The organism is Micromonospora sp. IBHARD004 (assembly GCF_052814115.1).
Genome location: NZ_CP199934.1, coordinates 3,689,295 through 3,702,997, shown reverse-complemented (window position 1 = coordinate 3,702,997; position 13,703 = coordinate 3,689,295). Strand labels below are relative to the sequence as shown.

Genomic DNA, 13,703 nt, shown 5'->3' with positions numbered 1-13,703 from the left:
ATGAGCACGACCACGACGGACCTGGCCGCCCTCGCCACTGCGCTGCGGGCCGCCATCGGCGCCGACCGGGTGATCAGCGACCGGCAGGAGCTGCGCACCTACGAGTGCGACGGGCTGGCCCAGTACAAGGTCGTGCCGGCGCTGGTGGCGCTGCCGGCCGACGCCGCGCAGTGCGCCGCGGTGGTCCGGGCCTGCGTCGCCGCCGGCGTGCCGTTCGTGGCCCGCGGCTCCGGCACCGGGCTCTCCGGCGGCGCGCTGCCGCACGCCGACGGGGTCCTGATCGTCACCTCGCGGATGCGGGACATCCTGGAGGTCGCGCCCTCCGACGAGCGGGCCGTGGTGCAGCCGGGCGTGATCAACCTGGCGGTCAGCCGGGCCGCGAACCCGCACGGCTGGTACTACGCGCCCGACCCGTCCAGCCAGCAGATCTGCTCCATCGGCGGCAACGTGGCGGAGAACTCCGGCGGCGCGCACTGCCTCAAGTACGGCTTCACCACCAACCACGTCACCGGGGTCGAGCTGGTCACCCCCGACGGCGATCGGGTACGCCTCGGCGGCCGCGCCCCCGACGCCCCCGGCTACGACCTGCTCGGCGCGTTCGTCGGCTCGGAGGGCACCCTCGGCATCGCCACCGAGGTGATCGTGCGGCTGACCCGGCTGCCCGAGTCGGTGCGGACGCTGCTCGCCGCCTTCGAGAGCACCGACCAGGCCGGCGCGGCGACCTCGGCGATCATCGCGGCCGGGGTGGTGCCGGCGGCGGTGGAGATGATGGACGCCCTCGCCATCTCCGCCGCCGAGGCAGCCGTGCACTGTGGCTACCCGGCCGGCGCCGGCGCCGTGCTCATCGTCGAGCTGGACGGGCCGGAACCGGAGGTGGCCGCCCAGTTCGACCAGGTCGAGCGGCTCTGCCGGGACAACCGGGCGTTCGAGATCCGGATCGCCGTCGACGACGCCGAGCGGGCGCTGTTCTGGAAGGGCCGCAAGTCCGCGTTCGCCGCCGTCGGGCGGATCAGCCCCGACTACATCGTCCAGGACGGGGTGATCCCGCGCACCGCCCTGCCCGAGGTGCTGCGCCGCATCGGCGAGCTCTCCGCCGAACGCGGCATCCGGGTCGCCAACGTCTTCCACGCCGGCGACGGCAACCTGCACCCGCTCGTCCTCTTCGACGCGTCCGTCGACGGGCAGACCGAACGCGCCGAGGAGGTCTCCGGCGCGATCCTCGACCTCTGCGTCCGGCACGGCGGGTCGATCACCGGCGAGCACGGGGTCGGCATGGACAAGGCGAAGTACATGCCGCGGATGTTCACCGACGACGACCTGGACACCATGCAGCTGCTGCGCTGCGCGTTCGACCCGGCCGGGCTGGCCAACCCGGGCAAGGTCTTCCCGACGCCCCGGCTCTGCGGCGAGGTCCCCGGGAGACGCAGTGGGGCCCACCCCGCGCAGGAGGCCGGCCTGGCGGAGGTCTTCTGATGCCCGCCGACGGGGTCCTCGACCGGCTCCGCGCCGCCGCGGCCGGCGGCGGGCCGCCCGGCCCGGATTCCGTCCGGGCCGCCGACGAGCAGGACACCATCGCCGGGGTGCCGGCCCGGTACGTCGCCGCGCCCCGCGACACCGCCCAGGCCGCGGCCCTGTTGCGGGCGGCGGCCGACCTCGACCTGGCCGTCACCGTCCGGGGCGGCGGCACCCGGCAGGACTGGGGGAGCCCACCGCGCCGCCTCGACCTGATCCTCGACACCACCGCGCTGGCCGGCGTGGTCGAGCACGCCGCCGGTGACCTGATCACCGTGGTCCGGGCCGGCACCCGCCTCGACGAGCTGGCCGCCACCCTGGCCGGCGCCCGCCAGCAGCTCGCCCTCGACGCGCCGCTGCCCGGCGGCACGATCGGCGGGGCCGTCGCCACCAACGCCACCGGCCCCCGCCGGATGCTCTACGGCACCGCGCGGGACCTGCTCATCGGGGTCACCCTGGTCCGCGCCGACGGGGTGGTCGCGCACGCCGGCGGCAAGGTGGTCAAGAACGTCGCCGGCTACGACCTGGCCAAGCTGGTCACCGGCGCGTACGGCACGCTCGGGCTGGTCACCGAGTGCGCGTTCCGGCTGCACCCGCTGCCGGCCGCCGTCGCGTACGTCACCCGCCGGGTCGGCGACGCGGCCGAGGCGGGCCGGCTGGCCGGCGCGGTACGCGCCGCGCAGCTCGTGCCCGCCGCGCTGGAGGTGGACGCGCCGCCCGGTGGGGGAGCGGCGGTGACCGTGCTGCTGGAGGGCACCCCGGCCGGGGTGGCCGCCCGCGCCGAGGCCGCCCGGCGGCTGCTCGGCGCCGACGCCACCGCCGCGGACCGGGCCCCCGACGGCTGGGGCCGGTACCCGTGGCGGGGCGGGGACACCGGGCTGAAGCTGACCGCCGCGCTCTCCGGCGTACCGGGACTGCTGGCCGACGCCCGCGCGGCGGCCGACCGGCACGGCCTGCCGCTCGCGCTGCGCGGCTCGGCCGGCGTCGGCGTCCTCCACGCCGGGGTGCCCGGCACCGCCGACCCGGAGCGGGTCGCCGGCCTGGTCGACGCGCTGCGGACGGCGACCGCCGCGGTCGCCGGGCACGCCGTGGTGCTCACCGCGCCCCCGCCCGTGCAGGACCGGGTCGACCTGTGGGGGCCGGTCGACGGCCTGACGCTGATGCGCCGGGTCAAGCAGCGCTTCGACCCGGACGCCCGGCTCGCGCCCGGCCGATTCGTGGGAGGGATCTGAATGACCATCCCCCAGCAGCCCGACGACCGTCCGGCCCCGGTCACCTCGCCCGGCGGCACCTTCCCGGCCAGCGGACCGCGCGACGTGCTCGGCCTGGCCGCCCGCCCGCCCGGCGAGGGAGCCTTCGACGCGCACCACCCGCCCGCCGCCGAGCTGGTCTCGGACTGCGTGCACTGTGGCTTCTGCCTGCCCTCCTGCCCCACCTATGTGCTGTGGGGCGAGGAGGCGGACTCGCCGCGCGGGCGGATCTACCTGATGAAGGAGGGCCTGGAGGGCGAGCCGCTGTCGGACTCGATGGTCGCCCACTTCGACCGCTGTCTGGGCTGCATGTCGTGCGTCACCGCCTGCCCCTCCGGGGTGCGCTACGACCGGCTCATCGAGGACACCCGCCAGCAGGTCGAACGCCGGCACACCCGCGGCCCCCGCGAGCGGGCCCTGCGCGCGGCGATCTTCGCCCTCTTCCCGTACCCGCGGCGGCTGCGGCTGCTGCGCGGGCCGCTGCGCGCGTACCAGGCCAGCGGGCTGCGGCGCCTGGTCCGGCGGACCGGGCTGCTGCCCCGGCTCGCGCCCACCCTCGCGGCGCTGGAGTCGCTCGCGCCCCGGCTCGGCCGGGCCACGCGCCCGCCGCAGCGGGTGCCCGCGGTCGGCGCCCGGCGGGCCGTGGTGGGCATGCTCACCGGCTGCGTGCAGTCCGCGTTCTTCCCCGAGGTCAACGCGGCCACCGCCCGGGTCCTCGCCGCCGAGGGCTGCGACGTGGTCATCCTGCCCGACCGGCAGGGCTGCTGCGGCGCGCTGAGCGTGCACAACGGACGCGAGGCGGAGGCACGGCGCTTCGCCCGCCGGACGCTGGACACGTTCGCCGCCGCCGGCATCGACTTCTTCGTGGTCAACGCGGCCGGCTGCGGCTCCACCCTCAAGGAGTACGGCGACCTGCTGCGCGACGACGCCCGCTACGCCGCGCTCGCCGCCGACTTCGCCGGCCGGGTCCGCGACCTGTCCGAACTCCTCGACGAGCTGGGCCCGGTCGCCACCCGGCACCCGCTGCCGGTGACCGTGGCGTACCACGACGCCTGCCACCTCGCCCACGCCCAGGGCGTCCGCGCGCAGCCCCGCCGGCTGCTGCGCGACATCCCCGGGCTGGAGCTGCGGGAGATCGCCGACCCGGAGATCTGCTGCGGCTCCGCCGGGATCTGGAACGTGCTCCACCCCGGGCCTGCCGCCGAACTCGGCGACCGCAAGGCCCGCACCGTACTGGCCACCGGGGCGCGGCTGCTCGTCACCGCCAACCCCGGCTGCCTGATGCAGGTCGCCGCCTCGGTGACCCGCGCCGGGGGCGACATCGCCCTGGCGCACACCGCCCAGGTCCTCGACGCCTCCCTCCGCGCCCGTCCGGTGGAGGAGCTGCTGTAGGGCCGAACCCACCCCCACCGTCCCCAAGCGTCGAGGTGACCCATGTTCGACCAGTTCAGAGTCGTCACCGATCCCGTCGGTGACTCCGTCGCGCTCTCGGCCATCTTCGCGGTCCTGCCCCTGCTCACCCTCTTCGTCCTGCTCGGGGTGCTGAAGGTCAAGGCCTGGCTGGCCGGGCTGATCTCCCTCGCGGTCGCGCTGGTGGTGGCGGTCGCCGTCTACGCCATGCCGGTCGGGCAGGCCCTGCTCTCGGCCACCGAGGGCGCCGCGTTCGGCTTCTTCCCGATCCTGTGGATCGTCATCAACGCCATCTGGGTCTACAACCTCACCGTCGAGAGCGGACACTTCGACGTGCTGCGCCGCTCCTTCGAACGGGTCAGCCCGGACATGCGGATCCAGGCGATCATCATCGCGTTCTGCTTCGGCGCGCTGCTGGAGGCCCTCGCCGGCTTCGGCACCCCGGTCGCGATCACCGTGGTGATGCTGATGGCGCTCGGCTTCCGCCCGATCCACGCCGCCTCGGTGTCGCTGCTGGCCAACACCGCGCCGGTGGCCTTCGGCGCGCTCGCCACCCCGATCGTCACGCTGGCCAGCGTCACCTCCGGCGCGAACGACGACTCCCGGCTCACCGTGGACACCCTCGGCGCGATGGTCGGCCGGCAGACCCCGATCCTCGCGGTGGTCGTGCCGCTGATGCTGGTGGCCCTGGTCGACGGGCGCCGCGGCATCCGGCAGACCTGGCCGGCCGCGCTGGTCGCCGGCGTGAGCTTCGGGCTGGCGCAGTTCGTCGCGGCGAACTACATCTCGGTGCCGCTGACCGACATCGTCGCCGCGCTGGTCTCGGCCGCCGCCGTGGTGCTGCTGGTCCGCGTCTGGCGCCCGGTCACCCCCGCCGACCTGGGCCGCGAGCCGGCGGCCGTGCCCGCTGCCAGGGGGCCCGCCGAGGCCGAGCTGGCCGATCCCGGCACGGTCCGCGCCGCCGCCGCCAGTCGCTCCGGTACGACCACCGCCGCGCCCGCCCTGGACGGACCGGGTGGGGAGACCCCATCGGGTGACCCCCGCATCGACGCGACCGCTCCCGTCGGGCGGCATCGCACCGACGGCGACGACCTGGCGCCCCGGCCGGCGGACCAGGCTCGCGCCGCGACGGCGGGCGGACGGCGGCTCGCCGACACCCCGGCCGAGGTGGTCCGCGCCTACGCGCCCTACCTGATCATCATCGCGATCTTCTCCGTCGCCAATCTCGGGGCGGTGAAGGACGCCCTGGCGACGGAGCCGTGGACGGTGAAGTTCGGCTGGCCCGGCCTGGACATCCTGGGCGGCAACGGCAAGCCGCTGTCGTCGGTCACGTTCACCCTCAACTGGCTGCCCGCCGCCGGCACGCTGATGATCCTCGCCGGCATCCTCACCGCGCTGGTGCTGCGGGTCTCGGCCGGCCGGGCGCTGCGCGCGTACGGCCGCACCTACGTCGAGCTGCGGTACGCGATCGTCACCGTGATGGCGGTGCTCGCCCTGGCGTACGTGATGAACCAGTCGGGGCAGACCAACACCCTCGGCGCGTTCCTCGCCGCGGCCGGCGGGGCGTTCGTCTTCCTCTCGGCGATCCTCGGCTGGATCGGGGTCGCGGTGACCGGCTCGGACACCTCCGCCAACGCGCTGTTCGGGGCGTTGCAGGTGCAGACCGCGGCCCGGGCCGGGCTGGACCCGGTGCTGCTGGCGGCGGCCAACTCCTCCGGCGGCGTGCTCGGCAAGATGATCAGCCCGCAGAACCTGGCGATCGCCGCCGCCGCGGTCGGGATGGCCGGCCGGGAGGGGGAGATCTTCCGCAAGGTCTTCGGTTGGAGCCTGCTCCTGCTGCTGTTCATGTGCGCGCTGGTCGCGTTGCAGGGCTCGCCGGTGCTCGACTGGATGGTGCCCTGACCGGACGGTGCGGCGGTCCGGGCGCCGGCGAGGGGCCCGGGCCGCCACCGTGGGGAGGAGGATGGCAGGCATGCGTGACGACGAGCCGCTCGCCGCCGAGCTGACCGCCGCGATCGTCGACGGTGAGGTCGAACGGCTGGCCCGCCTGGTGCGCGAGCATCCGCACCTCGCCACCGAGCCGGTGCAGGACCGCGACGGCGGATTGCGATCACCGCTGCACCTGCTGGCCGACGCGCCCGGGCAACGCCCTCGGGCGGCCGAGACCGTCCGGGTGCTCGTCGCCGCGGGCGCGCCACTCGAGGCGCCGGCGGTGGGGATGTGGCACGTCGAGCGGCCCCTGCACTGGGCGGCCAGCAACGACGATGTCGTACTCGTCGACGCGCTGCTCGACGCCGGCGCCGACGTCGAGGCTCCCGGCTCGTCGATCGACGGCGGCCCGCCACTGTCCAGCGCGGTCGGCTACGGGCAGTGGCGCGCGGCGCGCCGACTGGTGGCGCGGGGCGCCCGCACCGAGCTGTGGCACGCCGCCGCGGTGGGCCTGCTGCCCGTCGTCGCCCGTCTCGCCGAGGACGCGACCGACCTGAACGTTCCGCTCTGGAACGCCTGTCGCGCCGGTCAGCTCGGCACCGCGAAGCTTCTGGTCGCGCGCGGCGCGTCACCGCGGTGGCCGGCGCCCTGGTCGGGGCAGACCGCCGCCGACGTGGCCAGGACCAGCGGTAACGAGGAGCTCATCGCCTGGTTGGCGTCGCGCCCGACGTAGCGGGCGCCCTCGGTTCAGGGGTGATCGTGGGTGGGCGGGGTGGCATCGATCTTCAGCTTGTAGATCCAGACGGGGTAATCGACGGACCGCGCACCACCGGCCAGTCCCGGGGTCCGGTTGAGCTGGGCGGCCGGGATCCAGAGGTGCCCTGATCCGTCGATCCACATCGCGTCGCCCCAGATCAGGCGCGGATCGGCGACGAGGGTGTCGACCTGCCGGTCGGGCGTGATGGTGAGAATCCGGCGTTGTTCCACGTCGCTGAGGTAGATCGTGCCGGCCGCGTCGATGGCGAGATCGATCGCGATCAGCCGCGCGCCGCCGGCGACGGCGGGTAGGCCGATGCCGGGGGCGCCGGCGTCAACGACCCAGAGCCGCCCGTCGGGACCTGTCCGCAGCCCGTTGACGCAGACGAACGCCCCGACCGGGTCGTGGTCGTCTGCGGGCCTGGTTCCACCCCGCATTCGGATAGGGGGCGAACCGGCCGCCGGGCCTGGCCTCCGCTACCTGGAGGCCGGGACCGTCCGCGGACGGGAAGCTGACGAATATCCGCCCGTCTTCGGTGGTCGTGACACCGGTCCAGACCCGGTCGGCGGACAGCACTGGCATGAGGCGGTGGTCCTCTTGCTGGGGTAGAACCACAATCCGCGTACTCCTCATGTCCGCGGGCCCGCCGCCCCGTTCCTCCTCAGGCGCCGCCCCGGTCGTTCGCTACATCCCCCCGAGGGCGGCCGTGGCGACCTCATGGTCCTGATCAGGGGTGCCGCCACCGGCGCCGATCGCTCCGATCTCCCGGCCGTCGACGTCGGTGACGAGATCTGGGCCACAGCGGGCATGGGCGCACCTGCGGAAGGCGACGGCTACCCGCCGTCCCGCGCCACAAACCCGGTCGACTGGCCCCGTCCAGTCAGTCCGTGAGGCCGTTGGAGTGGTGGATTGTGGATGACGCGCCGACCGGGTCCTGGCGATCTACCGGGCCGAGCCTGGCTTGTGGCGGTCGACCCGGTTCGGACCGGCGTCGGCTCGCCTTCGGCCGACCCGCGCCGCTGATCGCCCCGTGTCCCCGCCGCCGGTTGTCCTCAGCCGGCCGGGGCGGCGGGGACCGGCTCCGGCAGCGGCTCGCCGGTCTCCAGCAGCGTCTTGAGGCTGGCCAGCAGCTCCGGCCAGCCTCCGCTGCCGTCGAGCTGACCGCTGATCGCCCGGTGCATCTCGCTGTCGGGGGAGAAGTCGTCGTGGGTCACGGTCAGCCGGACCGTGTCGCCGTACGGCTCGATCTCGAAGGTGACCTTGGACCGGCGCTCGCAGAGGCGGGCGGCCAGTTCCTCGTCGGACCAGCCGAAGTGCGCGGCGTGCTCCGGCTGGAAGCCGTGCCAGCTGTAGGAGAGCCGGCGGTACGGCTCGGCCGCCAGCACCCGCTGGCCGAGGTCCTTCGCCTCCGCGTCCGGAGCGTCCTGCCAGAGCAGCGGCGAGCCGGGCCGCCAGTCGGAGACCAGCGTGACGCCGCCCCAGTAGCGGCGGGTGAACTCCGGCCCGGTCAGCGCCCGCCAGAGCTGTTCCGGGGTGGTCCTGATGTAGGTCGTGTAGACGAACGTCGGGTTCTGCATGGGCTCGGACTCCAATGCTGTCTGCAGGTCGGCGAGGGCGCGCGCCCGCTCCCGGTCGTACCGGCCGATCCAGCGGTCGGCGACGGCGTTGATCGGAGCGGCGTTGAGGTGGTGTAGCTTCTCGCGGCCCCGCCGCGTGGTGGTCACCAGGCCGGCGGCCTCCAGCACCGCCAGGTGCTTGCTCACCGACTGCCGGGTCATGTCGAGCCCGGCGCAGAGCTCGCGCAGGCTCTGCCCGTTGCGCGCGTTCAGGCTGTCGAGCAGCCGGCGCCGGCTGGCGTCGGCCAGTGCCCGGAACACCTCGTCCACCCTGTCACCGTCCTCAAATAGGCAACCGTTTGGCTGCGCTTCAGACAATAGGCAACCACGTGGCTGCCTGTCCAGTCCTCCCGGCGCCCCCGGCTTCGAGGCGGCTGAGAGCTAGCCTCCTAGGATGCCCTAGAGGTAGTGACGTGCCGCGTCAGAACAAGGGACGCCACCGCAGCGGTCGAGGGACGGGTCACCGCTCCGGGATGGCGCCGCCGGCGTGGCCGTCGATCACCTGCCGGTCCGCCAGCGGGCGGTCGAGCCGGATGCGGATCCGCCACTCCGCCGCCTCGTCGCCGCCGGACCAGAAGAGCCGGGACGGCCGCACCGAGACGTCCACGACCACCGAGCCGGCGTCCTCGGTGGTCGCCACCCGGGACACCACGTACCCCGGGTCCTTGTGCAGGTGCGCCACGATCACCTGCGGATCGTCGGTGCGGTCGTACGCCTCGACGGAGATCTGCTGGTCGTCGGGGCGGAGCACGTCCCGGGCCACCGGCACCGCGCCGATCAGCAGGACCGTGCCCAGCAGGATCCAGCCCGCGCCGCGTCGCCGCCACCAGCTCATCGCGGGGCCTAGGGGAGGAGTCCGGCGCGGCGGGCGGCGACCACGACCTCCAGGCGGGTGTGCGCGCCGAGCTTGCGCATCGCCGAGCGGAGATAGCTCTTCACCGTCTCCGGTCGCAGCCCGAGCTGGTCGGCGACGTCGGCGTTGGTGCAGCCCAGCGCCACGCAGGCCAACACGTCGGTCTCGCGTGGGGAGAGCGGATTCGCCGGAGCGGGCCCGCCGCCCTCGGGCCGGGTCACCGCGCCGGCGAGCCGGTCGGCCACCGCGTCCAGCCGGTCCCGCAGCTCCGGGTCGTCGATCCGGCGCAGCAGTCCGCGCAGCTCGGCGTGGGCCTGCCGGACCTCTTCCCAGTCCGGCCCGGCGGCACCCGGATCCAGCACCGAGCCGGGGGAACGGCCCCGGTCCGCCGGTCGGGGGGCGGCCGTCCGCAGGGTGGTGAGCGCGGCCCGGGCGGCATCCCGGTCCGTCAGCCGTCGTTCCAGCTCACGGCCGGCGTCCACGGCGGTGGCCACGAGGCGGTCGCCGAGGGCGAGCCGTTGGCGGACGGCGCCGTAGAGCACCGCGCGGACCTCCCGGCGCACCACCACCGGCACGGCGACGACCGAGCGCAGCCCCTCGGCGGCGACCGGGCCGTCGTACTCGTGGCTGATCGAGCGGGCCAGCGGGTAGTCGTCGACCCGCAGCGGGAGGCCGAGCGCGAGGGCCTTGCCGCCGAGGCCGGCGCCGGCGTTGATGGCCAGGCCGCGCAGCGCGGCGGTGGTGGTGCCGGCCAGCTCGCTGATAGTCATCCGGGGCGGGCCACCCGACTGGACCATGCCGCCGAAGGCCACCGGCAGCCCGGTGCCGCGCAGCAGGGTCAGCAGGGCGCGACGGATCGGGTCGCCGTCGTCGCGCGGATACAGCGGCTCCAGCGTCCTCACCTCCCCGGCGACCGGGCGTCCCGTGGCCACCCCCGTCCGGGGGTGGTGAGACCTGCGTCACCCGACCGAGGATCAGGGTACTGCGCGCGGCGCCGTCCCTGCCCGGCCGCGCGCCCGGTGACAGGAAGGACACCCCCATGGCCACCGCCGGCACCGACGCCTTCCGCGAGGCGCGCGACTTCCTGCTCGCGCACCGCGAGGATTACGACACCGCGTACGAGAAGTTCCGCTGGCCGCGCCTGGCCGAGTTCAACTGGGCGCTGGACTGGTTCGACGTGCTCGCCGAGGGCAACGACACCCCGGCGCTCTGGATCGTCGAGGCCGACGGGGGAGAGGGACGCTGGTCGTACACGGAGCTCTCGGCCCGCTCCAACCGGGTGGCGAACTGGCTGCGCGGCCAGGGGGTGCGCGCGGGGGACCGGCTGATCCTGATGCTCGGCAACCAGCTGGAGCTCTGGGAGACGATCCTGGCGGCGATCAAGCTGCGCGCGGTGATCATCCCGGCGACGCCGCTGCTCGGCCCCGCCGACCTGGCCGACCGGCTGGAGCGGGGCGCCGCCCGGCACGTGGTGGTCGGGGCGGAGCACACCGGCAAGTTCGCCGAGGTGCCCGGCGACTACACCCGGATCGCGGTCGGCGCACCCGTCGACGGCTGGCACCCCTACGCCGACGCGTACGACGAGCCCGACGTGTTCACGCCCGACGGGGTGACCCGGGCCGACGACCCCCTGCTGCTCTATTTCACCTCCGGCACCACCGCCCGGCCCAAGCTGGTCGAGCACACCCACTCGTCGTACCCGGTGGGGCACCTGTCCACCATGTACTGGATCGGGCTGCGCCCCGGCGACGTGCACCTCAACATCTCCTCGCCCGGCTGGGCGAAGCACGCCTGGAGCAACGTCTTCGCGCCGTGGAACGCCGGCGCGACGGTTTTCGTCTACAACTACTCCCGCTTCGACCCGACCGGGCTGATGGCGGCGATGGACCGGTGCGGGGTGACCAGCTTCTGCGCCCCGCCGACGGTGTGGCGGATGCTGATCCAGGCCGACCTGAGCCAGCTGCGCACCCCGCCGCGGACCGTGGTGGGCGCGGGGGAGCCGTTGAACCCGGAGGTGATCGAGCAGGTCGAGGCGGCCTGGGGGGTGACCGTCCGGGACGGGTACGGGCAGACCGAGACGACCGCGCAGATCGGCAATCCGCCCGGGGCGCCGGTGAAGCCCGGCTCGATGGGGCGGCCGCTGCCCGGCTACGTGGTGAGCCTGCTCGACCCGGTGACCGGCGAGCCCGGCGACGACGGCGAGGTCTGCCTCGACCTGGCGCACCGGCCGACCGCGCTGATGGTGGGCTACCACGGCGACGACGAGCTGACCGGAAGCGCGATGCGCGGCGGTTACTACCACACGGGCGACATCGCCTCCCGCGACGCCGACGGGTGGCTCACCTACGTGGGGCGCACCGACGACGTGTTCAAGGCGTCGGACTACCGGATCTCGCCGTTCGAGCTGGAGAGCGTGCTGCTGGAGCACGAGGCGGTGGCCGAGGCGGCGGTGGTGCCGTCGCCGGACCCGGTGCGGCTGGCCGTGCCGAAGGCGTACGTGGTCCTCGCGCCCGGGTGGGCGGCCGGGGAGGAGACGGCGGGAGCGATCTTCGCGTACTCGCGGGAGCGGCTGGCGCCGTACCTGCGGGTGCGGCGGCTGGAGTTCGCCGAGCTGCCGAAGACCATCTCCGGCAAGATCCGGCGGACCGAGCTGCGCTCGGCCGAGCGGGACAAGCACGCCGACGCGCAGGCCCGTCCGGCCGGCGAGTACCGCGAGGAGGACTTCCGGTGAGCCTTCCCTCCTACGCCAGCGGGATCTCCGACGCCCCGCTGCTCGGCGACACCATCGGCGCGAACCTGGCCCGGGCGGTCGAGGCGTACCCGGACCGGGAGGCGCTGGTGGACTGCCCCAGCGGCCGGCGGTGGACGTACGCCGAATTCGGCCGCGCGGTGGACGAGCTGGCCCGCGGCCTGCTCGCGGCGGGCGTCGGCAAGGGTGACCGGGTCGGTATCTGGGCGCCGAACTGCCCGGAGTGGGTGCTGGTCCAGTACGCGACCGCGGCGATCGGCGCGATCATGGTGAACATCAACCCGGCCTACCGGCGGCACGAGCTGGAGTACGTGCTGAACCAGTCCGGGGTGAGCCTGCTGGTCTCCTGGCCGAGCTACCGGACCAGCGACTACCGGTCGATGATCGAGCAGGTCCGGCACGTCTGCCCGGGGTTGCGGCGGGTCGTGTACATCGGGGAGTCGAGCTGGGACGATCTGGTCGGTGGCGCGGTGGGGGTGCCGGCGGCGCGGCTGGCGGAGCGGGCGGCGCAGCTCTCCTGCGACGACCCGATCAACATCCAGTACACCTCGGGCACCACCGGGTTCCCGAAGGGCGCGACGTTGTCGCACCACAACATCCTCAACAACGGCTACTTCGTCGGCGAGCTGGTCCGCTACACCGAGCAGGACCGGGTCTGCCTGCCGGTGCCGTTCTACCACTGCTTCGGCATGGTGATGGGCAACCTCGGTGCGACCAGTCACGGCGCGTGCGTCATCATCCCGGCGCCGACCTTCGACCCGGCCGCGACGCTGCGCGCGGTCGCGGCCGAGCGGGCCACCTCGCTGTACGGGGTGCCGACCATGTTCATCGCCGAGCTGGCCCTGCCGGACTTCGCGAGCTACGACCTGTCTTCGCTGCGCACCGGGATCATGGCGGGCTCGCCGTGCCCGGTGGAGGTGATGAAGCGGGTCATCGCCGAGATGAACATGGCCGAGGTGTCGATCTGCTACGGCATGACCGAGACCTCGCCGGTGTCGACGCAGACCCGGCACGACGACGACCTGGACCGGCGCACCGCCACGGTGGGGCGGGTGCTGCCGCACGTCGAGGTGAAGGTGGTAGACCCGGCGACCGGGGTGACCGTGCCCCGGGGCGAGCCGGGGGAGCTGTGCACCCGCGGGTACTCGGTGATGCTCGGCTACTGGGAGGAGCCGGAGAAGACCGCCGAGGCGATCGACCCGGCGCGGTGGATGCACACCGGTGACCTGGCGGTGATGCGTGAGGACGGCTACCTGACCATCGTCGGCCGGATCAAGGACATGATCATCCGGGGTGGGGAGAACGTCTACCCGCGCGAGATCGAGGAGTTCCTCTACCGGCACCCGAAGATCTCCGACGTGCAGGTGGTGGGCGTCCCCGACGAGCGGTACGGCGAGGAGATCCTGGCCTGCGTGATCCTGCGCGACGGGCACGACACCCTGACCGTCGAGGAGGTCGCGGAGTTCTGCCGGGACCGGCTGGCCCACTACAAGGTCCCCCGGTACGTCCGGGTGCTGGACGCCTTCCCGATGACCGTCAGCGGCAAGGTCCGCAAGGTCGAGCTGCGCCGCGAGGGTCTGGGCGCGGTGGGCGAGGGCTGACGCTCTACGCTTCCCGGTCGGACGGC

General features: G+C 74.2%; 11 protein-coding genes. 7 read left to right on the top strand and 4 right to left on the bottom strand.

Annotated elements, in window-relative coordinates; translation table 11 throughout:
• From ACTWO6_RS18100 to ACTWO6_RS18080, 5 genes are all read left to right on the top strand, one after another.
• A complete protein-coding gene (locus ACTWO6_RS18100; protein ID WP_446215007.1) occupies window positions 1-1,473 on the top strand; it encodes an FAD-linked oxidase C-terminal domain-containing protein in 1,473 nt (490 codons plus the stop codon).
• Complete coding sequence (locus ACTWO6_RS18095; protein WP_446215006.1) at window positions 1,473-2,744, top strand: FAD-binding oxidoreductase; 1,272 nt, start codon at window positions 1,473-1,475, stop codon at window positions 2,742-2,744. The genes ACTWO6_RS18100 and ACTWO6_RS18095 overlap by 1 nt, the downstream gene beginning before the upstream one ends.
• The gene (locus ACTWO6_RS18090; protein WP_446215005.1) at window positions 2,745-4,154 is read left to right on the top strand and encodes a (Fe-S)-binding protein; all 1,410 of its coding nucleotides are present in this window, start codon (window positions 2,745-2,747) and stop codon (window positions 4,152-4,154) included.
• Window positions 4,155-4,196: 42 nt separating this feature from the next.
• A complete protein-coding gene (locus ACTWO6_RS18085) occupies window positions 4,197-6,074 on the top strand; it encodes an L-lactate permease (protein ID WP_446215004.1) in 1,878 nt (625 codons plus the stop codon).
• Between the two features lie 70 nt (window positions 6,075-6,144).
• A complete protein-coding gene (locus ACTWO6_RS18080) occupies window positions 6,145-6,834 on the top strand; it encodes an ankyrin repeat domain-containing protein (protein WP_446215003.1) in 690 nt (229 codons plus the stop codon).
• Between the two features lie 14 nt (window positions 6,835-6,848).
• On the opposite strand, the gene ACTWO6_RS18075 is transcribed toward ACTWO6_RS18080, so the two are convergent.
• From ACTWO6_RS18075 to ACTWO6_RS18060, 4 genes are all read right to left on the bottom strand, one after another.
• Window positions 6,849-7,295 carry a hypothetical protein gene (locus ACTWO6_RS18075; RefSeq protein ID WP_446215002.1) on the bottom strand — a complete coding sequence of 149 codons (447 nt, stop codon included), beginning with the start codon at window positions 7,293-7,295 and terminating at the stop codon, window positions 6,849-6,851.
• Window positions 7,296-7,910: 615 nt separating this feature from the next.
• On the bottom strand, window positions 7,911-8,744 hold the full coding sequence (locus ACTWO6_RS18070; RefSeq protein ID WP_446215001.1) for an ArsR/SmtB family transcription factor: 834 nt from the start codon (window positions 8,742-8,744) through the stop codon (window positions 7,911-7,913).
• A gap of 190 nt (window positions 8,745-8,934) precedes the next feature.
• Window positions 8,935-9,309 carry a hypothetical protein gene (locus ACTWO6_RS18065; RefSeq protein ID WP_446215000.1) on the bottom strand — a complete coding sequence of 125 codons (375 nt, stop codon included), beginning with the start codon at window positions 9,307-9,309 and terminating at the stop codon, window positions 8,935-8,937.
• A gap of 8 nt (window positions 9,310-9,317) precedes the next feature.
• The gene (locus ACTWO6_RS18060; RefSeq protein WP_446214999.1) at window positions 9,318-10,229 is read right to left on the bottom strand and encodes a response regulator transcription factor; all 912 of its coding nucleotides are present in this window, start codon (window positions 10,227-10,229) and stop codon (window positions 9,318-9,320) included.
• A 137-nt stretch (window positions 10,230-10,366) separates the two neighbouring features.
• Between ACTWO6_RS18060 and ACTWO6_RS18055 the strand changes: the two genes are divergently transcribed.
• Complete coding sequence (locus tag ACTWO6_RS18055) at window positions 10,367-12,058, top strand: AMP-binding protein (protein WP_446214998.1); 1,692 nt, start codon at window positions 10,367-10,369, stop codon at window positions 12,056-12,058.
• Window positions 12,055-13,677, top strand: a complete 1,623-nt coding sequence (locus ACTWO6_RS18050) for an AMP-binding protein (RefSeq protein ID WP_446214997.1) — start codon at window positions 12,055-12,057, stop codon at window positions 13,675-13,677. The genes ACTWO6_RS18055 and ACTWO6_RS18050 overlap by 4 nt, the downstream gene beginning before the upstream one ends.
• Window positions 13,678-13,703 lie beyond the last annotated feature (26 nt).